18 protein-coding genes are annotated in these 24,985 nt (G+C 72.4%); 6 read left to right on the top strand and 12 right to left on the bottom strand.

Annotated elements, in window-relative coordinates:
* Nucleotides 1-149: 149 nt before the first annotated feature.
* Both DQ392_RS20115 and DQ392_RS20120 read right to left on the bottom strand, forming a co-directional pair.
* Complete coding sequence (locus DQ392_RS20115) at nt 150-1,049, bottom strand: helix-turn-helix domain-containing protein (RefSeq protein ID WP_245981688.1); 900 nt, start codon at nt 1,047-1,049, stop codon at nt 150-152.
* A gap of 9 nt (nt 1,050-1,058) precedes the next feature.
* A complete protein-coding gene (locus DQ392_RS20120) occupies nt 1,059-1,886 on the bottom strand; it encodes an alpha/beta fold hydrolase (protein ID WP_245981690.1) in 828 nt (275 codons plus the stop codon).
* Nucleotides 1,887-2,073: 187 nt separating this feature from the next.
* Here DQ392_RS20120 and DQ392_RS20125 point away from each other — a divergent pair, with 187 nt between their 5' ends.
* Nucleotides 2,074-2,508 (top strand): Rieske (2Fe-2S) protein, encoded by a 435-nt coding sequence (locus tag DQ392_RS20125; protein WP_181856499.1) that lies wholly within the window; start codon nt 2,074-2,076, stop codon nt 2,506-2,508.
* Nucleotides 2,509-2,511: 3 nt separating this feature from the next.
* Here the strand turns inward: DQ392_RS20125 and DQ392_RS20130 are convergent, their stop codons facing one another.
* A complete protein-coding gene (locus DQ392_RS20130; protein WP_114017040.1) occupies nt 2,512-4,008 on the bottom strand; it encodes a sugar porter family MFS transporter in 1,497 nt (498 codons plus the stop codon).
* Nucleotides 4,009-4,662: 654 nt separating this feature from the next.
* Between DQ392_RS20130 and DQ392_RS20135 the strand changes: the two genes are divergently transcribed.
* Complete coding sequence (locus DQ392_RS20135; RefSeq protein ID WP_114017309.1) at nt 4,663-7,929, top strand: phosphodiester glycosidase family protein; 3,267 nt, start codon at nt 4,663-4,665, stop codon at nt 7,927-7,929.
* Nucleotides 7,930-8,029: 100 nt separating this feature from the next.
* Here DQ392_RS20135 and DQ392_RS20140 read toward each other — a convergent pair whose 3' ends face one another.
* The 4 genes from DQ392_RS20140 to uvrB all read right to left on the bottom strand — a co-directional run bounded on the left by DQ392_RS20140 (nt 8,030) and on the right by uvrB (nt 14,255).
* Nucleotides 8,030-9,067 (bottom strand): TerC family protein, encoded by a 1,038-nt coding sequence (locus DQ392_RS20140; RefSeq protein WP_114017041.1) that lies wholly within the window; start codon nt 9,065-9,067, stop codon nt 8,030-8,032.
* A gap of 256 nt (nt 9,068-9,323) precedes the next feature.
* A complete protein-coding gene (locus DQ392_RS20145) occupies nt 9,324-11,324 on the bottom strand; it encodes a TerD family protein (protein ID WP_114017042.1) in 2,001 nt (666 codons plus the stop codon).
* 55 nt (nt 11,325-11,379) lie between these two features.
* Nucleotides 11,380-11,958, bottom strand: coding sequence for a TerD family protein (locus DQ392_RS20150; protein ID WP_114017043.1), 579 nt, complete (start codon nt 11,956-11,958; stop codon nt 11,380-11,382).
* Nucleotides 11,959-12,131: 173 nt separating this feature from the next.
* On the bottom strand, nt 12,132-14,255 hold the full coding sequence (uvrB, locus tag DQ392_RS20155) for an excinuclease ABC subunit UvrB (protein WP_114017044.1): 2,124 nt from the start codon (nt 14,253-14,255) through the stop codon (nt 12,132-12,134).
* A gap of 205 nt (nt 14,256-14,460) precedes the next feature.
* Between uvrB and DQ392_RS20160 the strand changes: the two genes are divergently transcribed.
* From DQ392_RS20160 to DQ392_RS20170, 3 genes are all read left to right on the top strand, one after another.
* Nucleotides 14,461-15,444 carry a glycerophosphodiester phosphodiesterase gene (locus tag DQ392_RS20160; protein WP_114017045.1) on the top strand — a complete coding sequence of 328 codons (984 nt, stop codon included), beginning with the start codon at nt 14,461-14,463 and terminating at the stop codon, nt 15,442-15,444.
* Nucleotides 15,445-15,751: 307 nt separating this feature from the next.
* Entirely contained in the window at nt 15,752-16,375 is a 624-nt protein-coding gene (locus DQ392_RS20165; protein ID WP_114017046.1) for a methylated-DNA--[protein]-cysteine S-methyltransferase, read from the top strand.
* Nucleotides 16,376-16,607: 232 nt separating this feature from the next.
* Complete coding sequence (locus DQ392_RS20170; RefSeq protein WP_245981736.1) at nt 16,608-17,981, top strand: MFS transporter; 1,374 nt, start codon at nt 16,608-16,610, stop codon at nt 17,979-17,981.
* Between the two features lie 112 nt (nt 17,982-18,093).
* On the opposite strand, the gene DQ392_RS20175 is transcribed toward DQ392_RS20170, so the two are convergent.
* The 4 genes from DQ392_RS20175 to DQ392_RS20190 all read right to left on the bottom strand — a co-directional run bounded on the left by DQ392_RS20175 (nt 18,094) and on the right by DQ392_RS20190 (nt 21,795).
* The gene (locus DQ392_RS20175; protein WP_114017047.1) at nt 18,094-18,876 is read right to left on the bottom strand and encodes a PIG-L deacetylase family protein; all 783 of its coding nucleotides are present in this window, start codon (nt 18,874-18,876) and stop codon (nt 18,094-18,096) included.
* 463 nt (nt 18,877-19,339) lie between these two features.
* Nucleotides 19,340-20,077 (bottom strand): hypothetical protein, encoded by a 738-nt coding sequence (locus DQ392_RS20180; RefSeq protein WP_114017048.1) that lies wholly within the window; start codon nt 20,075-20,077, stop codon nt 19,340-19,342.
* Nucleotides 20,078-20,423: 346 nt separating this feature from the next.
* A complete protein-coding gene (locus DQ392_RS20185) occupies nt 20,424-21,140 on the bottom strand; it encodes a GOLPH3/VPS74 family protein (protein WP_114017049.1) in 717 nt (238 codons plus the stop codon).
* A gap of 64 nt (nt 21,141-21,204) precedes the next feature.
* Nucleotides 21,205-21,795 carry a helix-turn-helix domain-containing protein gene (locus tag DQ392_RS20190; RefSeq protein WP_114017050.1) on the bottom strand — a complete coding sequence of 197 codons (591 nt, stop codon included), beginning with the start codon at nt 21,793-21,795 and terminating at the stop codon, nt 21,205-21,207.
* Between the two features lie 80 nt (nt 21,796-21,875).
* On the opposite strand from DQ392_RS20190, the gene DQ392_RS20195 reads away from it, so the two are divergent.
* Nucleotides 21,876-22,991, top strand: a complete 1,116-nt coding sequence (locus tag DQ392_RS20195) for an NAD(P)/FAD-dependent oxidoreductase (protein ID WP_114017051.1) — start codon at nt 21,876-21,878, stop codon at nt 22,989-22,991.
* Between the two features lie 7 nt (nt 22,992-22,998).
* On the opposite strand, the gene DQ392_RS34840 is transcribed toward DQ392_RS20195, so the two are convergent.
* On the bottom strand, nt 22,999-24,900 hold the full coding sequence (locus tag DQ392_RS34840; RefSeq protein ID WP_245981692.1) for an SWIM zinc finger family protein: 1,902 nt from the start codon (nt 24,898-24,900) through the stop codon (nt 22,999-23,001).
* Between the last annotated feature and the right edge of the window lie 85 nt (nt 24,901-24,985).

Here is a 24,985-nt window from a genome sequence, read left to right on the forward strand (position 1 = left end):
CAGCGGTGCCGTGGCCGACGTCAGGGCGGGGCGCGGCGGGCGCCGGACCACATGCGGGGGGCAGGTCGACTTCCCCGCGTGTCGTGCCCGCACAGGGCGCGCCGCGTAGCGGTCAGGCGGGTGCGCCGCGGTATGCGGTTCGTCCGGGTTCAGGGCCGCTGGTGCATCGGGGCGGGCGGTGGGGAAGCGGGCCATGCGAGGTCGTCGATCGCGAGCCATGGCGCGGTGGCCACGGCCGCGGGCGTGAGTCCGGTGAACTCCTTGACGTCCCGGTGGAGGTGGGGCTGGTCGACGTAGCCGCTCTCGGTGGCGACACCGGCCGCGGTGCGGCCCGCCGCGAGCAGGTGGGCGGCGTGGTCGAAGCGCACCAGTCGGGCGGCGCGCTTGGGCGCGATGCCGAGCTGGGAGCTGAAGCGGGCCGACAGGCGTTTGCGGCTCCAGCCGACCTCGTCCGCCAGGCTGCCGACGCGCACCCTCCCCCGGCTGCCGAGCGTCCGCCGCCAGGCGTGGGCGACCTCCTGGTCGACCGGCGGGCGGGTATCCGGCCGTGTCAGCTCTGTCAGCCGTCGGGTGAGGATGTCCCGCGCCGCGGTGAACCGTTCGCCCCACGTTCCGGCGGCGCGCAGGCGGTCCTCGGCCTGCGCGGCGTCGCGGCCCCATACGTCCTCCAAGGGCACCGCCTCCCCGCTCAGGTCGGCCGGAGCCCCGAGCAGAGCAGCCGCCGCGACCGGCTCGAGCCGGATCTGGAGTACCTCGCCCGCCCGGCCACTCGCCCGGAAGTCGCCGGGGAGGAGTCCGACGGCGACGCTGCCGCGTCCGTACCGGCCGCGGGCGTCGTGGGCGAGGTCCGCTCCGTCGCTCAGGTCGAAGAGCAGAGTGACGGAGTGGTGCGCGATCATGGTGATGTCCGCGGGTGCGGGAACACGGGGGCGGAAACCGGCCATGCTGATTCCCCGCAGCCGGCACGGCGGGGCCGGAACGGCGACGTCCCACAGCGTCCAGTCGAGCGTCCCGGTCGGTGCCCCGGCTGACATCCCGGTCCACGGCATGGAACGAACCTAGGGCAGCACGGGCTGCGTGTCAGCGTCCGCCGCCGTGAAGCCGAGCAGGAGTTCGCTGGTCGCCTCAGGCGCTTCGAGCAGGGGCACGTGTCCGACACCGGGCAGCAGCTCGACCCGGGTGCCGGGCACCGTGTCGTACTGGTGTGCCGATGACGGCTCCCAGCGCGGGTCCGCGGTGCCGAAGATCACCAGCTTGGGCACTTCGAGTGCGGCGAGACGCTCGGGCACGCTCCGTTCGGCGAGGTACGCGGTGTTCCGGCTCGCTATCTTCCGGAAGGCCCGGTAGGTGATGGCCCCTACCCCTGCGACCAGGTCGTCAGGGACGTCCACCGGGCGCGCGGTCGTCGCCCTGATCCCCCTGCGGATCCACGCGTTGGAGCGCATCGGCCACAGCAGCGGCCCGAACGGCGGGCCCAGCAGCGCCCGGAGGACGGCCGGCTGCGGAAGGAGCGCATCGGGGCTCGGGCCTGTGCTGATCAGCGTGAGCGAACCCACCAGGTCGGGACGGTGCTCGGCGAGCGCGGTGATGACGTAGCCGCCGCTGGAGTGCCCGGCCGCGGCGACGTGACGCAGGCCGAGGTCGTCGAGCATGCCCGCCAGCCGGGCCGCTTGCACGGGCACGTCGTAGGACGGCGCGGGTGGGGACTGGCCGCAGCCGGGGAGGTCGACACGGATGACATGACGGCGGTCGGCCAGCGCGCGGAGCATCGGGCTCCATGTGCCGCCCGAGGCCCCCGAGCCGTGGACGAGCAACAGGGGCGGCGCTTCCGGCGCCCCGTCGTGGACCACATGCATACCGTGCGCCTGCTCACCGTATCCGCTCATGCGGTTCATGATGGGGAGGCCGCCGCTCGCCTGTCTTGTACGAATGTCGCCGCGGAGTCCGCACCGAGCGAGCAGCGGGTGGGCACTGAGCAAGCACCGAGCAAGCACCGAGCAGGCACCGGCGCGGGCCGAGCGACCGCGTGCCCGCTTCGGGCCGGTGTCCGGAACGGACAGATGAGGACGTAGAGTGCGGCGCGTGACGACGAGTGAGGAATCACCGGCCACGCGCCGCACCGTGCTGTGCGGCGCCGCGCTGGCAGCGCTGGGATTGACGGCCGCCGCGTGCGGCGGCGCCGGCTCCGACGACGCGGAGGGTCCCGAAAAGCCCGTCGACCTGGGCGAGGCCGAGGCGGTGCCCGTGGGGGGTGCCAAGTTGTATCCCGAGCAGAAGATGCTGGTCTCCCAGCCCGGGAAGGGCGACTTCAAGGGGTTCAGCGCCGTGTGCACCCACCAGGGCAGCCTGCTGGGCGAGGTCGACGGCGATGTCGCCGTCTGCCCGCTGCACGGGAGCCGGTTCCACGTCGACACGGGCAAGGTCGCTCACGGCCCGGCCACCGAGGCGCTGCCCTCGGTGCCGGTGAAGGTGCGGGACGGCAAGCTGGTGGCGGGCCCGGAGAGCTGACGCTCAGGGGCGCGGCTGCTCGCCGGAGGTGGCGATACCCGTGCCCAGTGCGGCGGCGCTGCCGCCGGGGCTGAGCCCTCCTCCTTCGAGTGAACCGGGCGGTGCGTCGTCAGGCCAGCGGCCGCCGTTTTGCCAGTAGCCGCGGATCTCCTCCAGCTGCCTGCCCTTGGTCTCCGGTGCCATCCGGGCCATGAAGGCGAGCGCGATCAGCACCAGGACGGCGAACCCGCCGAAGGCCCACGTAGCGCCGAGCTCCTCCAGCACCGACGGGAAGAACTGGGCGACCAGGAAGTTCGCCGCGAGGTCGGCCGTGAGCATCACGGAGGCGCCCAGCGAGCGCAGTCGCGCGGGGAACGCCTCGGACGCGTACACCCAGATGAGGGCGCCGAAGCCGAAGTTGAAGGCGGCGGTGAACAGCGCGATGGCGCCGAAGCCGATCCAGATGCCGGCGCCGCTGAGGGAGTGGGTGCCGAAGACCACGGCCAGCACGACGAGCGTGGCCAGCATGGTGCCGATCCCGGAGAGCAGGACGACACGGCGGCCGATCCGGTCGACGACGAAGAGGGCTAGCACGGTGGCGACCAGGGAGATCAGTTCGACGATCGCCGGCAGCAGGAAGTTCTGTCCGTCGCCGTGGAAGCCGAGCGTCTCGAAGATCTGGGGGCTGTAGTAGGTCACGGCGTTGATGCCGGTGATCTGGCAGAAGAAGCCCATGCCGACCACGAAGACGGTCGCCCGGAGGAAGGGCCGGCGGACCATGCGGGCGAGGGAGCCCCCGCGGCCGCCGCGCTCGGCCTCCAGCTCGCGCTGGATTGCGGCGCTCTCGGCGACCGGGTCCACGTCAGGGTCGGTCGTGGCCATAACGCGGGCCGCCTCGTCCACCCGGCCCTTGAGGAGGTACCAGCGTGGACTGTCGGGGAGCCGGAGCAGCGGGATGATGACGAGCGCAGAGGGGATCGCGGCCAGTCCGAGCATGATCCGCCAGTGTCCGCCGTCGGAGAGGCCCCAGTTGACGAAGTAGGTCAGGGTGATGCCGGCGACGCAGGCGACCTGGTAGCCGGCGACGGCCGCGCCCCGTAGCCGGGCCGGCGTCGATTCGGCGATGAACAGCGGTGCGGCCACGATGGAGACCCCGATGGTGACGCCGAGCAGGAAGCGCACCAGGTCGAGGACGACGACGGTGGGCGAGAGCGCGGAGAGCGCCGAGAAGACGGCGTACGCGGCGGCGACGATGACCATCGTGGGCTTGCGGCCGAGCGCGTCGGACAGGCGGCCTGCGATCAGGGCGCCCAGGATGTTGCCGAGCACCAGGATGCTGTTGACGAACCCTGACGCGCTCGCGTTCAGTCCGAAGTCCTTGCTCAGGAAGACCAGGGCGCCGGAGATGGAGCCGGTGTCGTAGCCGTAGACGACGCCGACGACGGCGCCGGTCGCCACGATCAGACGGCCTGTGCGGTAGCTGGGTGAGGGGGGCGGTGGGGCGATGCTCGGTGTTGCCATGGTGCGGTCCTTCGGCGGTGTCTGAGAGACCAAACGGCATGCGGCGCGGTGCGTGTTCCTGCAAGGTTTCCGCTGGTTTCACGCAGTTGTCAACGGCAATCGGGCCGGACCTGCGGAATCCTGTTCGGAAATAGCTCTTTCGAGTCATGTTTGCTCACCGGCGCGGGGCGGTTCGAGCACAACTCGGCTGTTTCCCCGCCCGTCACGTCGTGTGTGCCTCCAACGGGGCGATGTTTCCCCCGACTTCGCTCCCGCCCTCTGGTGTAGACCGGTCCGTCTTGGGACCCTGTGCCGCACTGTGCGCAGAAAGTGCCGAGAAAACCGTTGTCTGTGGGGGACGTTGTGAGACGAGTCCACGCACGCGCAAGCAGGTCCACGACACGCACACGCCGCGCCCGGGGCATCCGGGGCTCGAAGACAGGGAGCGTGAGTGCCCGAAGACGCCGAGGCCGTCTGGGGGCGGCGCTGCCCGCGGCAGTGGCCGTCTCCGCCCTGCTGACGGGCCTGCTGCCCGCCGGGGCGGCACTGGCGGAGACACCGAGCACACCCGGAGGTCCGACGCTCCGGAGCGCCGCGCTCCCGGCCGCCACCACCGGCACCGGCGGCGCCAACAGCACGGGGAGCGCCGACGGCACAGGCGGCTCGGACGGGGGCATGGAGCTCTCCCGTACGACCCGCCCCCTCGCACCCGGTGCCGAGCTCACCTCCTTCTCCCGGTTGGAGCCGGACAAGTGGCTGCGGGCCGATGCGCTCTCCCTGGATCTGGGCGGCGGCGGCCGGAGCGCCGGTGCGGACTACCTGTCCACGGGCAGGGTCTCCGACCGCCGGACCGTCGGCGACCTCGCGAAGGCGCACGATCCCGGCAAGGGGCGCCGGACGGTGGCCGCGATCAACGGGGACTTCTTCGACATCAACGAGACGGGCGCCCCCCTCGGTCCCGGCATCCGCGACGGCGAGCCGGCCCACTCCCCCGCCCCTGGCACGTCGGAGGCGGTCGGCGTCGGTCCCGGGGCCGCAGGCCGCATCCTGGACCTGTACTTCGAGGGCACTGTCACCCTTCCGGGTGGTACCGCCCCCCTCGACGGCCGGGACGCGGCGAACGTGTCGGAGGACGGTATCGGCCTGTACGACTCCCGCTGGGGGGAGGCCGACCGGGCGCTGGCGGTCGATCAGGAGTCGGAGGTGACGGAGGTGACCGTCGAGGACGGCGAGGTCACCTCCGTCGCGCAGAAGGCCGGAAAGGGTGACATCCCGCAGGGGGTGACCGTCCTCCTCGGCAGGGGCGACGGCGCCGAACGGCTGGCGGCGCTGGGCACGGGCGATCCGGTCGCGGTGGAGTACCACGTGCGCACGGCGGACGGGTCGCCCCTGCCACGGACCGCGGTGGGCGGGCGAGGGCTGCTGGTCGTGGACGGGAAACCGCAGGACTGGGAGGGCAGACCGAACAACACGGCGGCGCCGCGCACGGCGGTCGGGTTCTCCAAGGACGGGAGCACCATGCACGTCCTGACGGTGGACGGCCGCCAACAGGGCTCAGGCGGCGTGACGCTGACCGAGCTGGCCCGGATGATGAAGGAACTGGGCGCCTACAACGCCCTCAACCTCGACGGCGGCGGCTCCTCCACGCTGCTGGCCCGGGAGCCGGGCGGGCGCGGGCTCCAACTGGAGAACGCGCCGTCGGACGGGGAGGAGCGCGAGGTGCCCAACGGACTGGCGTTGACCGCCCCCGCCGGCTCGGGGCGGCTGGCCGGCTTCTGGGTGGAGACCGCCATCGATCCTCAGGAGGCGCCGACGGCCGACACCGTGCCGGGTGGCCACCCCGACCGGGTCTTCCGCGGTCTGACCCGGCGGCTGAGCGCAGCAGGCTACGACGAGACGTACGGCCCCGCCACCGGCTCGCTTCGGCCCGCCTGGCACGCGTCGCGGCCCGGCGTGGGACGGGTCGACACGCGAGGAGTCTTCCACGCACACCGGGACGGCAGCACGACGGTCACCGCGCGGCGGGGCGCGGCGAAAGGGTCCACGAAGCTGCGTGTGCTCGGGGAGTTGGACCGCGTCCGGCCCACCACGGACCGGGTCGGGCTGGCCGACAGCGAGGCGGCGGCCTCCTTCGGGCTGGTCGGCTACGACGCCGACGGCAACAGCGCCCCCGTCGAGCCCGCCGACGCACGGCTGTCGTACGACCGTTCGCTCTTCTCAATCGCCCCGGACGAGGACGCCGCGACCGGTGCGTTCACCGTCAAGGCGCGGGCCGGGCAGGAATCGGCGGCGGGGACCGTGACGGTCACGGTCGACGGACACACGACCCGCCTGGCCGTCACCGTGGGACTCCGCGAGCAGAAAGTCGCCGACTTCGAGGACGCCTCCGCGTGGACGTTCAGCGCGGCCCGCGCGGAAGGCTCCGTGGCCCCCGAGCCGTCGGGCAAGGAGGGAGGCGGGCTGAAGCTGAGCTACGACTTCACCGGGTCGACGGCCACGCGTGCCGCCTACGCCAACCCGCCCGCCGACCGCGCGGTACCCGGCCAGCCGCGCAGCTTCACCCTGTGGGTCGAAGGCGACGGCTCCGGCGCCTGGCCTTCCCTCCATCTCAAGGACGCCACGGGCACCGACCAGGTGCTGCGCGGCCCTCTGGTGGACTGGCGGGGCTGGCGTCAGGTCACCTTCGAGGTACCCGAAGGGGTGGCGTACCCGCTGAAGCTGCACCGTCTCTATCTGGCCGAGACGCGGCCGACGGCCCAGTACAAGGGCGAGGTGGTGCTGGACGAGTTGGTGGCCCGCACCCCGCCGGATGTGGATCTGCCGTCCGCAGGGCGTCCGCACGATCCGTTGATCTCCACCGCCTCGGACGTGGCCGGGCGGGACTGGCGGTTCGCGGTGATGTCCGACGCACAGTTCGTGGCGCGGGACCCGGACAGTGAGGCGGTGCGGCAGGCCCGGCGCACGCTTCGGGAGATCCGTGCGGCCCGGCCCGACTTCGTCGTCGTCAACGGCGACCTGGTGGACGAGGGGTCGCCCGAGGATCTGCGGTTCGCCCGCAGGCTGCTGGAGGAGGAGCTGGGCGACGCCGTCGACTGGTACTACGTGCCGGGGAACCACGAGGTGATGGGGGGCTCGATCGACAACTTCGTCGAGGAGTTCGGCCCGGCACACCGTGCCTTCGACCACAAGGGGACGAGGTTCATCACCCTGGACACCTCCTCGCTGACGGTGCGGGGCGGCGGATACGCGCAGTTCCGTGCGCTGCGGCAGCAGCTGGACGACGCGGCGCGGGATCGCGGCGTCACCTCGGTCGCCGTCCTCCAGCACGTGCCGCCGCGCGACCCGACACCGCAGAAGGCCAGTCAGCTCACCGACCGGATGGAGGCCGGTCTGCTGGAGGACTGGCTCGCCGACTTCCGCGCCCGCTCGGGAAAGGGTGCGGTCCTGGTGGCGGGACACGTCGGGGCCTTCGACGCCTCGCGGGTGGACGGTGTGCCCTACCTCGTGAACGGAAACGCCGGCAAGGCGCCCGCCGCCCCGCCGGACGCGGGCGGTTTCACCGGCTGGTCGCTGCTGGGCGTGGACGAAGGGCGCCCCGGGCGGGACGGCGACTGGATCGCGGCCCAGACCCGCGCCCACGTGGACGGGCTGACGCTCGAGGCACCGGCACGGCTCACAGTGGGCGGCGAGGCGGCGGCGTCGGCCACCGTCGAACAGAGCAGCGGACCGGTCACTCGCCGGGTGCCTGTCGGCTGGCCGGTGAGCGCGGACTGGCCGGGGTCACCGGGACTGTGCGTACAGGGGCAGGTGCCCCGGGGGCGCTGCGTGGTGACCTACGACCCCCGCAGCGGCGCCCTGACCGGCAAGAGACCCGGCACGGTCACTCTTTCGGTGCTCGTGAACGGGGAGCGTGCCGCGCGGAAGGTGACGGTCGCCCGCTGAACGGTCACCGGGCCGCCGTCCGCCGCTCAGCGAACCTGGGAGACTCCCGGCCCCGCCCCCTACCGGAAGGAGTGACGGGGCGAAGCCGGGAGGTCGGTTGTCAGGAGTCGACGTCGGCCCGGTGCTCGGCGTCGGCGTCCTGCCCCTTCCTGGTGGTGCGAGTCTCGTCCCCAGCGGCGGCGTCCTCGGCCGGTGCCTGCTTCTTGGAGGCCATCAGTGAGGTGATGGTGGTGACGATCAGCACGGCGCAGATGACACCCAGGGAGACCGGGATGCTGATCTCCGGGACGTGCACCCCGGTCTCGTGGAGGGCGTGCAGCACCAGCTTGACGCCGATGAAGCCGAGGATCACCGAGAGCCCGTAGGAGAGGTGGACCAGCTTCTTCAGCAGGCCCCCGATGAGGAAGTACAGCTGGCGCAGCCCCATCAGGGCGAACGCGTTGGCGGTGAAGACGATGTACGGGTCCTGAGTGAGGCCGAAGATCGCCGGGATGGAGTCCAGCGCGAAGAGCACGTCCGTCGTGCCGATCGCGAGCATCACGATCAGCATCGGCGTCATCAGCCGCTTGCCGTTCTCGACGATCGTCAGCTTGGTGCCGTGGTACTTGTCCGTGGAGGGGAAGCGGCGCTCGACGGTCTTGAGCAGCCTGTTCTCCTCGAACTCCTCGTCCTCCTCGTCGGAGCGGGCTTCCTGGATGAGCTTCCAGGCCGTCCAGATGAGGAAGGCGCCGAAGATGAAGAAGACCCAGGAGAACGTCGAGATGATGGCCGCACCGGCCGCGATGAAGATGCCGCGGAGCACCAGCGCGATCAGGACGCCGACCATCAGGACCCGCTGCTGGTAGATCGACGGCACCGCGAACTTCGCCATGATCAGGACGAAGACGAAGAGGTTGTCGACGCTGAGGGACTTCTCCGTGATGAATCCGGCGAAGAACTCACCCGAGGCCTGGCCTCCGCCGAACAGGAAGATGCCGAGTCCGAAGAGCGCGGCGAGGACGATCCAGACCGTGGTCCAGATCCCGGCCTCCTTGAGGGAGACCTCGTGCGGCTTGCGGCCGCCTATGAAGAAGTCGACGGCGATGAGGGCGCACAGGCCCACGATGGTCAGCGCCCAAGTGGTCATGGATACGTCCATGAAATTCCTCCGGCTTGCATTCGAGCATGGGCCGGAGGTCTCTTCCACCCGGGACCGCGCCCACAGCGACCGGGCCAGCGCCCCGGGACCGTCCCTGACCGGCCCGTACTGACGGGGTCGCCGCGTGGCTGGGAATACTCCCCTCCGTTGCAAGAAAGAGTAAAGCAACCCCATGAAAAGGTAAAGTCCTGGGTCGCGAGGGCCCGCCCTGACCGCCGGCGCAGCGGTCAGGCCCGGAAGAAGACGAGCGGAGTGCTCAGCCCCCCGCCGACCGGCGGGCCGCCACGACGCGGCGCAGCACCTGCGGAAGGACCTGGCTGCCGTCCGGCACCACCGGCGGCTCGTACGTCCACGCGTGGCCCACCCACGGGTCGGCGAGGTGGTCGTCCGGCACCGGTGTCAGCCGCAGCAGCGACCGCCACAGCGGGTCGAGCACGGGGCCGTACCCGCGCGCCTCGTCCCGGTCGGCGACCATCATCAGACCCACGCCGACCGAGGGGCCCTCGTCGGCGAGGTAGCGCAGCTGGTTGACGGTGCGGTCGTCGAAGCCGTGCGGGAAGTCGTGGACGACCAGCAGCTGGTCCGCCACGTCCAGGTCCGGCGGAAGCGCGTCGGTGGCTCCGCTGCGCACGGCCATCTGCACCAGATCCACCCGCTGGGTCAGCCGCTCCAGCGTGCGCGCCAGCCCGGAGGCGCCCGCGGCCGGCGGATCGCGCAGCGCACCCGACTCGACCAGCGGGAGCAGCGCGGTGGCCGCCGAACCGGCCGGGTCGATGACGTGGAGCGTCAGCTGGCCGGCCGGGTGGACGGCGACGAGGTGGGCCGCCAGCACCGTGGCCGTCCGCCCCGCCAGGCGCCGCAGCTCGTCCTGGTCAGCCGGGCCCGCCTCGCTCCCGCGCGGCCGCCCGCTGTCGATCCACAGTCCGCGCTCCAGCGGCAGCCGCACCAGCAGCGGGATGCGCAGTCCGCCGCTCTCGGCCAGGCTCAGATCGCCCACGCGCAGGGACATCGGCCGCTCGGCCGGCGGCTCGTATGCCTGCCAGACCGGGTTGTCCCAGCGGGCCAGCGCGGGCGGCAGCGCGGGCTCGACCACCTCGGCCTCCGCCTCCAGCTGGGCGATGTCCCGCTCCAGCACGGTGCGGGCCTGCTCGACGAGTGCGCCGTGCCTGGCGCGCGCCTCGGCGCGGGCCGCGTCGGCGGCGGGGCTGACGCGGGCGCGGGGATCGCCGAGCACCGCTTCGAGCTCGCGCTCCATCCGGGTGTCGGCGAAGTCGACGGCGGAGCGGTAGGCCGCGACCGTGCGGGCCAGGTCCTCGAACATGCCCCACACCTGGTTGTGGAGGCGCTCCTCCATCGACCATCCGGGTGCGTCGCCCGCGACGGGCCCCGTGTCCTGGCCGGGCCCGCCCTGCGGGGCCGCGGCGGGCTGTGGCCGTGCGGCCGGCACCGCCGGCTGCGGGGAGGGCTGCCGCCCGGCGGGTGGCGTGGCGGCCGCCCGCCGCGGATGCCGGTAGTCGACCGGACCGCTACCGCCCGCCACGGGGGCTCCGTCCCGGGCAGGGGCCGCCGGCTGGTCCGCGGTGGCGGCGGGCTGCTCACCGAGGGGCCCGCCCGTGCTCGCCGCCCGTCCGGCGTCTGCGCTCTCTCCACCCACGGCTCCGGGGCGACGGGCAGGCTGCTGCGGCGGAGGCGCCACGGAGCGGGCCGTTCCGGCGGCCACGGCCTCGTCGATGGTGTCCGCGAGGCCACGCGCGTCGGACAAGCCCTGGTCGGCGAGCATCGCGGCGAGACCGTCCGCATAGCCCTGCCCGACCGCCCGCACCTTCCACGCCCCCGCGCGCAGGTACAGCTCCAGAGCGACCACGGCGGATTCGGCGGACAGCCCCGTCACCTCGTATCCGGCGATCTCCTGCCCGTCCAGCCCCGTGACCGCGAAGCAGGGGGCGGCCAGCCCGGCGAACCGGGCCGGCCCGCCCGTGCGGGCCGGCAGGGCCAGCAGGATGTTGACCCGGCGGACGTCCCCGGGCACGGCCGCCAGGTCGACGGCGAGCCGGTGGACGGCCGCGGCCTGCCGGGAGACCTCCACGCCCGGCAGGTGCGGTTCGGCCGGATGGGCGATCCACCCGGCGTCGCGCATCCGGCCGTCCTCGTCGTTGAACGTCGCCCCCGCGATGACGGGCGTGTCCGCCGTCACCCGGATCTCCACCCGGCTCCCGGGCAGGGGATGGTTCTGCCCCCGGACCAGCTCCGCCGTCATCCCCGTGCCTCTCCCCCAGTGGCTCGTCACACCCGCGACAGGACCGGACCCGCGCTCACAGCTTCGGCAGGATCGCCGGCATCAGGTCCTGGAAGGTGCGGCCGTTGGCCGGGTCGCCGAGGGCGGTCATCTGCCAGCCGTTGCCCTGCCGGTGCACCTTCGCCATGATCTGTGCGGTGTACTGGCCGCCGCCGGTGAGGGTGTAGCGGGCCATCTCCTGGCCCGTGGTCTCGTCGATGAGGCGGCAGAACGCGTTCTCCACCTCGGCGAAGGTCTGTCCGGTGAAGGAGTTGACCGTGAAGACGATCTGGTCGATGTGGACCGGAACGCGCTGGAGGTCGACCATGATCGCCTCGTCGTCGCCGCCCTGGCCCGCGCCGCCCACCAGGTTGTCACCGGTGTGCTTGACCGAGCCGTCGTCGCTGACCAGGTGACGGAAGAAGACCACGTCGACGGGCTGCTTGTCGGCGAACAGCACCGCCGAGGCGTCGAGGTCGATCTCCTTGGTGCGCTTGCCGAACAACCCCCGGCGCTGCGCGGCCTGCCAGCCCAGCCCCATGCGCACCGCGGTGAGCGTGCCCCCGTCGCTCTTCTGCAGGCTGATCGCCTGGCCCTTGGACAAGTTGACCGTCACGTGCGTCCCCTCTCTGACCTGTGAACAGGGGCCGCCGCACGAGCGGCGGCCACCAGGCACAGAACCCTACGCAAGAGCACTGACAGGCCGGGTGGCCGCCCGCTTCTTGTGTCGGTCTTGCAACACTCGGCGGGTGTCCCGCGGGTCGTCGGAGGAGCAGCGGGACACGCGCGCTATTTGAGCCCCACTTCCTTCATCTGACGGAGCTCCTTCTTCAGCTCGCCGACCTCGTCGCGCAGCCGCGCCGCCACCTCGAACTGCAACTCGGCCGCGGCGGACCGCATCCGCTCGGTCAGCTCCTCGATGGTCTGAGCGAGCTCGGCCGCCGGACGGTCGGTCAGCTCCGCCTCCTTGGCCCGCTTGCTCTTCGCCGGGGTGGGCGCCTTGCCCTTCGCGGCCTTGCCGCCCTTGCCCGTCTCGTCCCGCTGGCGGTAGCCGGTGTCCAGGAGCGCCTCGGTGTCGATCTCCTCGCGGGCGATGTCCGCGACGATGTCACCGATCTTCTTGCGGAGCGGCTCGGGGTCGATGCCGTGCTCCTCGTTGTAGGCCATCTGCTTCTCACGGCGCCGGTTGGTCTCGTCGATGGCCCGCCGCATACCGGGGGTGACCTGGTCCGCGTACATGTGGACCTGCCCCGAGACGTTGCGCGCCGCACGGCCGATCGTCTGGATGAGGGACGTGCCCGAGCGCAGGAAGCCTTCCTTGTCGGCGTCGAGAATGGCCACCAGGGAGACCTCGGGCAGGTCGAGGCCCTCACGGAGCAGGTTGATGCCCACCAGGACGTCGTACTCGCCGGAACGCAGCTCCCGCAGCAGCTCGATACGGCGCAACGTGTCCACGTCGCTGTGCAGGTAGCGGACCTGGATGCCCAGCTCCAGGAAGTAGTCCGTCAGGTCCTCGGCCATCTTCTTGGTGAGAGTGGTGACCAGCACCCGCTCGTCGCGCTCCTCGCGCGTGCGGATCTCGTGCACCAGATCGTCGATCTGCCCCTCGGTCGGCTTCACGACGACCTCGGGATCGATCAGGCCGGTCGGACGGATGACCTGTTCCACGTATCCGTCGGAGCGGGCCAGCTCGTAGGGGCCGGGGGTCGCCGACAGGTACACCGTCTGGCCGATACGCCCCAAAAACTCCTCCCACTTCAGCGGGCGGTTGTCCAGCGCTGAGGGCAGCCGGAAACCGTGGTCGATCAGGGTGCGCTTACGCGCCGCGTCGCCCTCGTACATGGCGCCGATCTGCGGGACCGTCTGGTGCGACTCGTCGATAACCAGGAGGAAGTCGTCGGGGAAGTAGTCCAGCAGGGTGTGCGGGGCCGAGCCCGGGTCGCGGCCGTCGATGTGCCGCGAGTAGTTCTCGATCCCCGAGCAGGTGCCGATCTGGCGCATCATCTCGATGTCGTACGTCGTGCGCATCCGCAGCCGCTGCGCCTCCAGCAGCTTGCCCTGCTTCTCCATCGACGTCAGCGTCTCGGCCAGCTCCGCCTCGATGGCCGTGATGGCGCGCTCCATGCGCTCCGGGCCCGCCACGTAGTGCGAGGCGGGGAAGACGTACAGCTCCTGATCGTCCGAGATCACCTCGCCGGTGACCGGGTGGAGCGTGGAGAGGGCCTCGACCTCGTCACCGAACATCTCGATGCGGACGGCCAGCTCCTCGTAGACCGGGAAGATCTCGATCGTGTCCCCGCGGACCCGGAAGGTGCCGCGGGTGAACGACATGTCGTTGCGCGTGTACTGGACGTCCACGAAGCGGCGCAGCAGCTCGTCCCGGTCGAACTCGTCCCCGACCTTCAGCTTCACCATGCGGTCCACGTACTCCTGCGGGGTGCCCAGGCCGTAGATGCAGGAGACGGAGGCGACCACGACGACGTCACGGCGGGTGAGCAGCGAGTTCGTGGCACTATGGCGCAGCCGTTCGACCTCCTCGTTGATCGAGGAGTCCTTCTCGATGTAGGTGTCCGTCTGCGGGACGTAGGCCTCCGGCTGGTAGTAGTCGTAGTACGAGACGAAGTACTCGACCGCGTTGTTCGGCAGCAGCTCGCGGAACTCGTTGGCGAGCTGCGCCGCCAGGGTCTTGTTCGGCGCCATCACCAGGGTCGGACGCTGGAGCTTCTCGATCATCCACGCGGTGGTCGCCGACTTGCCCGTACCCGTCGCACCCAGCAGGACCACGTCCTTCTCACCGCCGGTCACACGCTGTGCGAGCTCCGCGATGGCGGTCGGCTGGTCGCCGCTGGGCTGATAGGGGCTGACGACCTCGAAGGGCGCCACCTTGCGTTCGATCTCGGTGTTGGGCCGCATGCTCACCACCGTACGACTCGGCACTGACACCCGCCCCGGGCTCGCAAACTACCCCCCACTGGCAGATAGCTGCCAATTTCTTTCATCGCAGGTCACGGCCTTGTGCACGGCTCGTTCAGCTCTACGCCACTTTGTCCCCGCTTGTTTGTATTGCGCATCGGGAACTGTTTCCGCAGTCCGTGCAGGCACAAGCGAGGAGTCCCGCATGTCGATACGCCCGCTGACCGCTGCCGCCACAGGCGCGCTGCTGGGTATGAGCGCGCTCTTCCTCACCGCCGCTCCGGCCGCCACGGCCACCGAGCGGTCGGCAAGACAGACGCCGGAGCCTGTCGTAGACTCCGCCGCCTCGCCGCAGTCCGATGCTCCCTCGCCGGCGGAGAGCAGGAAACCCCACCACTCACCGCTGACGGTGGCGCACAGAGGAGCATCCGGTTACGCGCCGGAGAACACTCTGGCCGCCGTCGACAAGGCACACGAGATGGGCATCGGCTGGGTCGAGAACGACGTGCAGCGCACCAAGGACGGAAAGCTGGTCGTCATCCACGACACCACGCTCTCCCGCACCACCGACGTCGAGGACCGCTTCCCGGACCGCAGCCCCTGGAACGTCACCGACTTCACCCTCAAGGAGATCAAGACGCTCGACGCGGGCAGCTGGTTCGGCAGCGAGTTCAAAGGCGAGCGCATCCCGACCCTGGCGGAGTACCTGGACCGCATCACCCGCAACGGACAGGACCTCCTGCTGGAGCTGAAGTCGCCCGAGCTCTACCCCGACATCGAGCGGCAGACCCTCGGCGAGCTGCGGACCGAGGGGTGGCTCGACCGACAGCACACCAAGAGCAAGCTCATCGTCCAGAGCTTCGACAAGAACGCGATCACCAAGGTGCACCAGCAGAACCCGGACGTGAAGACGGGCTTCCTGGGCACGCCCAAGACGAACGAACTGAAGGACTACGCGAAGTTCGCCGACCAGATCAACCCCACCTCGGCGGACGCCACCAAGAAGTACGTGGACGCCGTCCACGCGCTCAAGGGCCCCCACCACAAGCGGCTGGAGGTGTTCACCTGGACCGTGAACGACGCCGAGACCGCCCGCAAGGTCGCCGACGCCGGGGTGGACGGCATCATCTCCAACAAGCCCGACGTGGTCAGCGACGCCGTGGCGAAGGCCGCCACCCCCACGAGCTGAGCCACCGTCGGTGAGACGCCCGCCGGGCCGGCGTCGGACGGGCCGACCCGGCTGTCCCGCGCCGGGCCCGCCCGGACATCCGGTGGAGCCGGGCCGGGCTCCCGGTGGCGGTCGCCCGGCGTCCCGGGCCCACGGCGTACGGGATACGAGCCCGTGGCGTACGGGGCCCGTGGGGCGTACGGGGCTCGTGACTCCAGCCCTGGGACCGGCGGCTCGGCGGCTCCCGGGCCTCTGCGGCCTCCGGGTGCCGGGCGGAGGCTGTCGGCGGGGGCCGGGGAGTGTCAGTGGGCGGTTCTAGGGTGTCCGTATGACTGACACCACGGTGGAGCCGCCCGGCGGGGCGCCGGACGGGCAGGCGGGGCGGAACGCGTCGGCGGCCACGGCATCCGGGGCTCCGGCCACCGCCTCGGCCCGGGCGGTGCGGGAGACCCCCATCGGGCCGCTGCTGCTCGCAGCCACCGACAAGGGCCTGGTCAACGTCGTCTTCCATGCGGAAGGCCGCACACTGGAGAAGGCGCTGACCCGTCTGTCGGGGCGGCTGGGCACCGCAGGGCGCTCCCCCGCCGCCGACGCCCACCTCGCCACGGCCGTCACCGAGCTCGACCGCTACTTCGACGGCGCTACCGGCCCCTTCACCGTCCCGCTGGACTGGTCGTTGACCGGCGGCTTCCACGAGCGGGTGCTGCGCGAGCTCGCGGCCGGCGTGCCGTACGGGACCACCGTGGGCTACCAGGACCTCGCCCTGCGGGTCGGCGACGGGGGCGCTGCCCGCGCCGTCGGCCTGGCCATGGGCGCCAACCCGCTGCCTGTCGTGGTGCCCTGCCACCGGGTGCTGGAAAGCTCCGGGGCGATAGGCGGTTTCGGCGGCGGCCTGGAGACCAAGCGCAGCCTCCTCGCGCTGGAAGGCATCCTTCCTCAGCCGCTGTTCTGAGCCATCGCCGACAGCGCCTCCCCGCACAGCTGGGGCGCACCACCATCGCCACACACCCATCCGACGTACGCACGTTCGAGATTCGGCCGCAAGTCCGTGGTGGGCAAGCCGGAGCACTGCGAGACTGCGCCGTGTGACAGACATACGCGAAACGGCCGACGGTGCTGACGAGGCGGAAGAAGCGGAGGTGACAGCCGTCGGCGCGCCGGGGGCCGGTCACACGAAAGGCGGCCTGCTCGACGGCACCGGGCTGGAAGCGGTGCGGCGGCGGGTGCGCACGGCGCTCGTCGTCAGCCAGATCCTCGGGGGGCTCGGCAACGCCACTGCCGTCGCCCTGGCAGCGGTGCTGGCCGAGCAGATCGGCGGCTCGGAAGCCGTCGCGGGGCTGGCGTCCACCTCATCGGTCATCGGAACGGCACTGCTGTCACTGCCGTTCGCCGCGCTGATGGCCCGGCGGGGCCGGCGCGCCGGGCTCGCGACGGCGTACGCGGTGGCCGCCGCGGGCGGGGTGACGGTGGTGGTGGCAGCCACCCTGCGCACCTTCCCCCTGCTGCTGGTGGGCATGGCGGCCTTCGGGGCGAGCAACGTCGCGAACCTCCAGGCACGCTTCGCGGCAGCCGATCTCGCTCAGCCGCAGCACCGTGCGCGTGCCATCTCGACGGTGGTGTGGGCCACCACCGTCGGCGCCGTCCTGGGACCGAACATCGCGGGGCCCGCCGGAGCCGGCGTCGCCGCGCTGGGACTGCCGCAGGCGGCCGGACCGTTCTTGTGGGGTACCGCAGCCTTCCTGGTGGCCGGAGGGGTGCTGCACCTGATGCTGCGCCCCGATCCGCTGCTGACGGCACGCGCGCTCGCACGTGAGGAGGAGAGGCCGGCACAGGCCCGGGAGGAGCCGGCCCCCTCCCCGGAGGGGCTGGCACCCGGCCGGGAGGGGCTGAGACGCGGCCGGGAGGGGCTGAGACGCGGCCGGGAGGAGCGGCACGGCGGCGGGGACGGCGGCAGCGGGGACGAACGGTCGCTGCGAGCCGGCCTGACCGCCGTGCGGGGCTCGTCCCGGGCCCGCGTGGCTCTGGCGGCCATCGCGGGCTCGCACACCGTGATGGTGTCCGTGATGGTGATGACCCCCGTCGACCTCGGTGGGCACGGCGCCGGAGTCGATCTGATCGGGCTCGTCATCAGCGGGCACATCGCCGGCATGTACGCCTTCTCCCCCGTGATGGGCTGGCTCGCGGACCGCGTCGGCCGCCTCAGCGTCATCCTGGTGGGTGTCGCGCTGCTGGCCTGCGCGACGGCGCTGGCCGGAACGGCGGGCGCCAACCACGCGCAATCCGCCGCGGGGCTCTTCCTGCTGGGTCTGGGCTGGTCGGCGGGGTTGGTGTCGGGCTCGGCGCTGCTGACCGACGCGGTGCCCCAGCACGCCCGAGCCGCCGTTCAGGGCTTCTCGGACACGATCATGAACGCGGCGGCGGGCGCCGGTGGTGCCCTCTCAGGACTGGTCGTGGCGCAGGCGGGCTACGGCTGGCTCAATGTCATGGCCGCCGCGCTGCTCGTGCCCGTCGCGGCGCTCGCCCTCGCGGCCGTGCGGCGCCGACAGCCGGGAAGCTGAGTTCCGCGACGCCCGCTGACGGGTTCTGCACAGCGGAGCGCCGGCTGTGCGGGACGGCGCTCCGCTGGGGCGAGCCGTCAGCGGAGGTCGCGTTCGTCAGCGGCGGGAGGGGTCAGCGGGGGTGGAGCTCGAAGGCGACCGCGCGCCGGCCCCCGTTGCGCTGGGCGTACTGGTCCAGACCGCCGTGGACGATCGAGCGCGCGTACGCCTCGGGGTCCTCGTCGGTGAGGGCCTCGATGTAGGCGCGGTGTTCCAGCAGGGAGGCGAGACCCTTGCGGGCGGCCTCCTCCCCCACCGCGGCAGCGTGGGTCACGGTCGGCGCGGCGGCGACGGCCACCCACCGCACGCCGGGCCACGGCAGGACACCGTCCAGTTCCAGCTGGTCGGTGAAGATCCACCGGTTGCCCGCGTCACCCACGGCGTCGAGGACGGCGCGGCCCAGCGCGCGGTGATCCGGCGTGTTCCAGGGGCTGCCGGGAGCGTCGCCCCAGGTGTCGTAGTGGTTGAGCGTGACGACCAGTTCGGGCCGGTGCCTGCGGATCGCCGCGGCGATGTCGCGGCGCAGCGCCGGGCCCTCCTCCAGCACACCGTCCCGGTGGCCGAGGAACTCCACCTCCGTGACACCGACGACGGCCGCACTGGCGCGCTGCTCCGCCTCGCGGACGCGAGCCGCCTCGGCCGGCTCCAGGGTGTCGATACCCGCCTCGCCCCGTGTGGCCAGCACGTATGTGACCTCCTTGCCGCTCGCCGTCCACTCGGCGACGGCGGACGCCACCCCGTACTCCAGATCGTCCGGGTGCGCGACGACCGCGAGCGCCCGCGACCAGTCCTCCGGCATCGCGGCGAGCCGAGGGGCGGCCCCGTGTTCCTCCGCTGTCTGTGCTGTGGCCGTCATCAGCCCCACCTTCCGTCACCGCGCCCCCGTTGGCGCCGGTCACCAGCTCAACGCCCCTGCGCGGCCACGCTGTTCCCCGCCTCGGAGGGTTCGGCCTTTCGGCCCAGCGGGGTCCGCCGTGCGGCCTACCCCGCTCGTCGTGGGAAGTCCGGCTCCGGACTTCCCACAAAGGACTCACGTCTGCCGGACGCGGGCCCGCCGGCGGACGCGGGTTTCCGGGTGTCCGGTGGCCGCCGGTGCGCGAAGGTCCGACGGGCGCCGGTGCGCGGACGTGCGACGGATGTCAGTCTCGTGGTCGGCTTCCTGGGGCCGCTGTGCGGCCGGTTGCGGGGTCAGGGTGAGCGGACGGTCGGCCCCGAACCGGCCTTTCCGCGTCGGGCGGCGGCGCGTAGGTCATGCGCACGGGGCCGGCCGACCGCGGTCCACCTCGGTCGTCGCGGCGCCGGGGGACGCCGTCGGCCCTTCACCCATAAGGGTTGCTGCGGGGGTCGACGGGAGCGCCGCCCTGCTGCTGGCCGGGGTTGCCGTAGTAGGGGCCGGGCTGCGGGGGCTGCTGCGGCGGGGCGGCCGGGGCGGCCGGGGCGGCCGGGTTCTGCGGGGCGCCGTAGTAGGGGCCGGGCTGCTGCTGGGGCGCCTGGGACTGCTGGTAGCCGCCGGGTGCCTGCTGCGGCTGAGCGTACTGCTGCCCCTGCGGCGGGGCCTGCGGGACCGCCTGCTGCTGCGGCGCGTACCCCTGCTGCTGCGGCGGCGCGTATCCCTGCTGCGGCTGGGCGTACCCCTGGGGCCCCGCCGCGCCGTTGACGATGGCGAGCAACTGCTCCAGCTCGCTGCGCCACATGCGGTGCACGTTGATCCGGACCTGCTTGGCCTCACCCGGCAGCGCCATGTAGTAGAAGCTCCACAGCGGGTTGAGCTGGATCTCGCCGAAGAGGGTGTGGGCCTGCTCGCGGGGGATCGCGTGCACGATCTCCTTCGGCCGCTGCGAGAAGCGGGACATCCGGTGGAAGAGCAACGCCTGCTCGGTGACCGTGATGAAGTAGTACTTGATCAGGAACTGGCCGATCAGGCCCAGGAACCCGACGCTGAGCCACGGGGTCGGGCCGGCGACGGTGCCGACCGAGACCAGCGGCTGGTCTCCCGGCGCCTGTTGGGCGATGGCCTCGGCCACCTGCTTCTTCATCGTCGCCTTGCGAAAGGCCATCGGACCACTCCTCGCTCGGTTCGCCGTGGTGTGGACGGCGCTGTTTTGTTCGGCGCAGAGTACTCGGCGAATCTGACAACTCTCCTGTCCGGGGCCGCCGCAGGGCGGTACCGGGGACGGGCGGGGCTCACTTCCGGGCGCGGGACGGGGCCCCGGAGCGGTAGCGGCCACGCGCCGAACCGCGTACGGATCCGCGTAATGCCCCCTGCGGCGGCAGGAGTTGAGGCGGCCTGTCCGCCTCGGCGCTTCGTACCGGGCCGCTCGACCGGTGACAGTCGTCACAGTCGGCCATCACGCTGAACCGGCCGGGCGGTGACGGCCGCGCGGGACGGTGACGGTCCCCGGCTCACGCCCAGCGCGAGCCCGTGTGAACGTCGTGGCTCGGGACCATGCCGGCGAGCGCCGAACTGGCGTGGCGCAGCTCCTCGGGAACGGACTCCGCCGAGCCGGGGCCGCGGCTGCGGTACGGCGTCGTGCGCATGCCCATGGGGACTCGCAGCGTTCGGTGCAGCCCGACGGCGCGGATCAGATCGCACAGGAACAGCCCGTGCGCGTCCACGGGGCACTGCCCCGAGCCGATCGCCCGGAGCTGTGTGATCAGCGCGTGGCGGGTCGTCTGGTCGGGAGCGCGGCGTTTTCCCCCGAGGAAACCGGACCGCTCGCCGAGTACACCGCGCTCCATGAGCGCCGCCCTGTGCAGCGGAAACGCGTGTCGGCGCTGCTTGAGCCACTGCCGGACGCCGATGCGCTGCTCGTCGGTGACGGGAAAGCGGCTGAGCTCGGCCAGCACCTCGTCGGCCCACGCCAGTCCGGTGGCGGTGGTGTCGAGCAGTTCGATCCCGGCACGGTGCGTCACGTGGGCCGGAACGCCGCGCACGGTGGTCTTCCAGGGGCGGGGGAGGATCTTGTACCGCAGGGTGAGTTCGCCGAGTTCGGCCGCGGCGCAGCCGAAGGCCGCCCGGGTGGAACCGTGCACCTTCCCCGAAGGGAGGTGGGACAGCAGGACGAACTCCTCGGGCAGTGACAGGGGTTGGGGCAGAGGCTGGGGCAGGAAGCCGGACATGTTCCTCCCTGGTGGGCGGTCGCCCTCCACCCTAGGCTCCGCCCCCTGCCGATCCGGGGATGCGTCACGTCGAGGCCGGCCTGGAGCGGGCGCGGAGGTGGACGCGTTCGCCCTGTCTGCCGAAGAGGCTGAGGAACTCGACTGGTTGGGGGCCGGCCGCGTCGAACCAGTGCGGCACACGGGTGTCGAACTCGGCTGCCTCCCCGGAGGCGAGCACCAGATCGTGTTCGCCCAGAACGAGGCGGAGCCGGCCGTTGAGGATGTACAGCCACTCGTAGCCCTCGTGGGTCTGCGGGTCGGGCTGTTTCGGCTTTTCGGCTCCGGGGAGCACCAGCTTGTATGCCTGGATGCCGCCTGCCTTGCGGGTGAGCGGCAGCATGGTCATGCCGTGGGCGGTGACCGGGCGCAGGTTGATGCGCGGATCGCCGGTGGGTGGGGCGTCGACCAGCTCGTCGAGGGAGACGCCGTGAGCCCGCGCCAGGGGGAGCAGCAGTTCGAGGGTGGGGCGGCGGGACCCGGACTCCAGCCGGGAGAGGGTGCTCACCGAGATGCCGGTCGTCGCCGACAGCTCGGCCAGCGTGGTCTCGCGCTGCTTGCGCAGTGCACGAAGCCTGGGGCCCACCGCGTCGAGTGCGTGATCGAGGTCGTCGTCCATGGACACAGATTGCCATAACAGCAAGCATGCTTGCTGTTATGGCGGGTCCGCGTGCACGGTTCCCGTGGAGGTGGTCACCGATGGCCGAAGAACAGAACCAGGGACTGAACGCGGTGTCCGGCGAGCTGAACGATCCGAGCGTCCCGCTCGCCGACAGCTACGACGTCGTGGTGGTCGGCGGCGGTGCCGCGGGGCTCAACGGAGCGCTCATGCTGGCCAGGGCCCGGCGCTCGGTGGCCGTGCTCGACGCAGGACAGCCACGCAACGCCCCGGCCGACGCCGTGCACGGGCTCCTGGCCAGAGAGGGGATGAGCCCGGCCGAACTCCTCGCACGCGGCCGGCGAGAAGTGCGCCACTACGGCGGACACGTGGTCCCCGGCGAGGTGTGCGCGGCCATCCGCACCCGGGACGGCTTCGAGGTGGCGCTGAGTGACAGCCGCACCGTCCACGCCCGACGGCTGCTGCTCACCACCGGCGTGGTGGACGAACTGCCGCAGGTGCCGGGGCTGCGCGAGCGCTGGGGCCGTGACGTGGTGCACTGCCCGTACTGCCACGGCTGGGAAGTCCGCGACCGTGCCATCGGGGTGCTGGCCAACGGCCCGATGGCGGTGCACCAGGCGCTGCTGCTCCGCCAGTGGAGCGCGGACGTCACCCTGTTCTCGCACACCATGCCGCCGCCCACCGAGGAGCAGTCCGAACAGCTCGCCGCCCGGGGCATCCGTGTGGTCGAGGGAGAGGTGACGGGCCTGCGGATCACCGAGGGCCGGCTGTCGGGGATCCGGCTGGCCGACGGCGCGGTGATCGACCGCGACACCGTCGCCGTCGCCTCACGGCTGGTGGCCAGAGCCGGATTCCTCGCCGCTCTCGGCCTGCGCACCGCCGAGCACCCCATGGGCGAGTACGTACCGGGCGACGCGACCGGACGCACCGAGGTGCCGGGCCTGTGGGTCGCGGGCAACGTCACCGATCTGGCCGCCCAGGTCGGTGCCGCGGCGGCAGCCGGTGCCGCGGCGGCCGCTCAGATCAACGCCGATCTCATCCAGGAGGAGACCGACCGAGCCGTCGCAGCCGCACGCGGCCACACGAACGCGGACGACGCGGTGGACGGGGTGAACGCGAAGGAGGTGGCGGATGTGGTGGACGCGGCGAGCGCGGTGGACCCGGCGGACAGGGTGGGCTCGGCGGACGCGGTGTGAGAGGACGTCACCGCTCCCGCAGGCCCGTCAGCGCCCGTACGGGATCGAAAGCGGCAGTTCCCTCGGGCCACCACTCCGCCTCCGCCTCTGCCCCTGCCCCTGCCCCTGCCCCTGCGAGGGCGTCCTGAGCCTCCGCTTCGGGTGTTCTGCTCGCCGCCGAGCCGCCGGCGGGTTCCGCGCGGTACGGATACCAGCGGCCGTCCTTGCCGTACCGCAGTTGGACAGGCCGGGAGGTGTGGGTGAGGCGGTTGCGGTGGATGGTCATGGCGATGCCCAGAGCGGCGAGGGCACTGCGGCCCCGGTCGAAAGGGCCCGCGGGCGGGTCCCAGACGGTGTCCAGCACCTCGAGCCCGGTCTGCCCGCCCTGCCGCCAGGCCGCCGCGGCACGGGCCAACTCCAGCACCTCGCGCCCCGCCGTCCGGGCAAGCGCGGCGAACAGCGGCGAAAGGGTACGACGGCCGGTGAGCCGCGGATGGGTGGCGGCGAGCCGGATGGTGTCGTGCCACAGCGACAGCTCCGGCAACGGGTCCGGGGGCGGGCCCGACCCGGGCTGCTCGTCGGCGGACTCCTCACCGGCCGTGTCGAGGGCTTGCCGGGCGCGAGTCGCCGCGTCCACTGCCATGAACGCGAGGGCGTCCGCGCTGGGCGCACCCGCCAGCTCCGGATACACCGCCCGCGGCTCGTCCGCCTCGTCCGGCGGAGGCAGGAGGGGCGGCAAGGGAGGCCGCACGGATGTCGCGAAGACCTCCCGGGCGAGCACGGTACCCATGGCGCCGGAGCTACCAGGAGCGCCGGTGCCACCCGCGACGGAGGCACCCAGAGCGGTGGCACCGGGCGTGCTTCCCTCAACGGTGTCCGCCCCCGAGAGGCCCCCCTTGGGCCCCTCGACCCTCTCCCCCTCGACAGAGCGCACCCCGCCGGAGCCCGACCCGGTCGAGCCCGGTACGGCGGAGCCCGGTACGGCGGGATCCGGTACGGCGGAGCCCGGCACGGCGGGATCCGGCACGGCGGAGCCCGACTCGGGTGAGCCCGACTCGGGTGAGCCCGGCGCGGGGATCGCGCCCCCGGGGCGAACAGCCTCACTCCCTGCGCCACCGTCGGCCGCCTGCCCCACTCCCGGCTCGGGCACCAGCCGTTCCGGCCATCCCAGCTCGGCCGGCGGTCCGGGATCACCCACCGGAGCGGCATCGCCCACCGGACCCGGCCCGGGCTCCGGGCCACCACCCGGCTCCGGTCCTCCGGCCGACTCCAGCCGTCCGCCCGGAGGCTCGCCCTCCGCGTCCGCCACCGCTGCCCCAGGCGGCTTCTGACCGACGGGGAGCGGTCCGTAGCTCTGGGCCGGACCGGGGCCTGGGCCCCGGTCCGGGAGACGACCCCACAGGACGGTGGCCTCGTGCGCCGTGGCTTGCTTGAGGAGTTCTTCCCGTACGGCCTGCGCACTGCGACCGCGCAGGCGGAACAGCAGCTCCGGGTCGCCGTCCAGGAGGCGGCCCGCCTCGTAGCCGAGGGCGGCGGCGTGTTTGCAGGGGGAGCCCTGGTCAGGGCAGCTGCACACCGGGGTCAGATCGCCCGGCTCCGGCAGCAGCCGGGCGCCGGCCAAGGCGGCCTCGGCGAGGGCCTGCGGCGGTATCGCACCGTCCAGCACGGCGGCCACGTGCGCGGGCCGGGACGCGAGCGTCTCCAGGAAGGTGTGCCACCCCCGCTCCGACAGCGGAGGCAGGCGCCATTGGGCGCGGTAGGGGCGCGGGCGGCTGCCGCTGACGTACGCGGAGACCCGGCCGGGCCCCACCCGCACCGTGAACACCCCGCCCTCGTGCGCGTAGGCACGCCCCCGCGCCAGCCGGGCCACATCGCCCGCGCTGTCGCCCGCCGCGGCCTGGACCGCCCTGACCCACGCTCCGCCCAGCAAGCCGTACGCACTGGCGTCCCGCGGCAACGGGTACCTCTCACCGTCCCGTTCCGCGCCAGCTCCGGTCCCTGCCCCGGCCCGTGCC

The sequence above is a fragment of the Streptomyces reniochalinae genome, assembly GCF_003323735.1.
GTDB lineage: Bacteria > Actinomycetota > Actinomycetes > Streptomycetales > Streptomycetaceae > Streptomyces > Streptomyces reniochalinae.

Excerpts from the sequence above, each read along its gene's own strand:
- DQ392_RS20115 (WP_245981688.1), bottom strand. The coding sequence starts at position 1,049 with ATGCCGTGGACCGGGATGTCAGCCGGGGCACCGACCGGGACGCTCGAC.
- DQ392_RS20120 (WP_245981690.1), bottom strand. The coding sequence starts at position 1,886 with ATGAGCGGATACGGTGAGCAGGCGCACGGTATGCATGTGGTCCACGAC.
- DQ392_RS20130 (WP_114017040.1), bottom strand. The coding sequence starts at position 4,008 with ATGGCAACACCGAGCATCGCCCCACCGCCCCCCTCACCCAGCTACCGC.
- DQ392_RS20135 (WP_114017309.1), top strand. The coding sequence starts at position 4,663 with ATGGAGCTCTCCCGTACGACCCGCCCCCTCGCACCCGGTGCCGAGCTC.
- DQ392_RS20140 (WP_114017041.1), bottom strand. The coding sequence starts at position 9,067 with ATGGACGTATCCATGACCACTTGGGCGCTGACCATCGTGGGCCTGTGC.
- DQ392_RS20145 (WP_114017042.1), bottom strand. The coding sequence starts at position 11,324 with ATGACGGCGGAGCTGGTCCGGGGGCAGAACCATCCCCTGCCCGGGAGC.
- uvrB (WP_114017044.1), bottom strand. The coding sequence starts at position 14,255 with ATGCGGCCCAACACCGAGATCGAACGCAAGGTGGCGCCCTTCGAGGTC.
- DQ392_RS20160 (WP_114017045.1), top strand. The coding sequence starts at position 14,461 with ATGTCGATACGCCCGCTGACCGCTGCCGCCACAGGCGCGCTGCTGGGT.
- DQ392_RS20165 (WP_114017046.1), top strand. The coding sequence starts at position 15,752 with ATGACTGACACCACGGTGGAGCCGCCCGGCGGGGCGCCGGACGGGCAG.
- DQ392_RS20175 (WP_114017047.1), bottom strand. The coding sequence starts at position 18,876 with ATGACGGCCACAGCACAGACAGCGGAGGAACACGGGGCCGCCCCTCGG.
- DQ392_RS20180 (WP_114017048.1), bottom strand. The coding sequence starts at position 20,077 with ATGGCCTTTCGCAAGGCGACGATGAAGAAGCAGGTGGCCGAGGCCATC.
- DQ392_RS20185 (WP_114017049.1), bottom strand. The coding sequence starts at position 21,140 with ATGTCCGGCTTCCTGCCCCAGCCTCTGCCCCAACCCCTGTCACTGCCC.
- DQ392_RS20190 (WP_114017050.1), bottom strand. The coding sequence starts at position 21,795 with ATGGACGACGACCTCGATCACGCACTCGACGCGGTGGGCCCCAGGCTT.
- DQ392_RS20195 (WP_114017051.1), top strand. The coding sequence starts at position 21,876 with ATGGCCGAAGAACAGAACCAGGGACTGAACGCGGTGTCCGGCGAGCTG.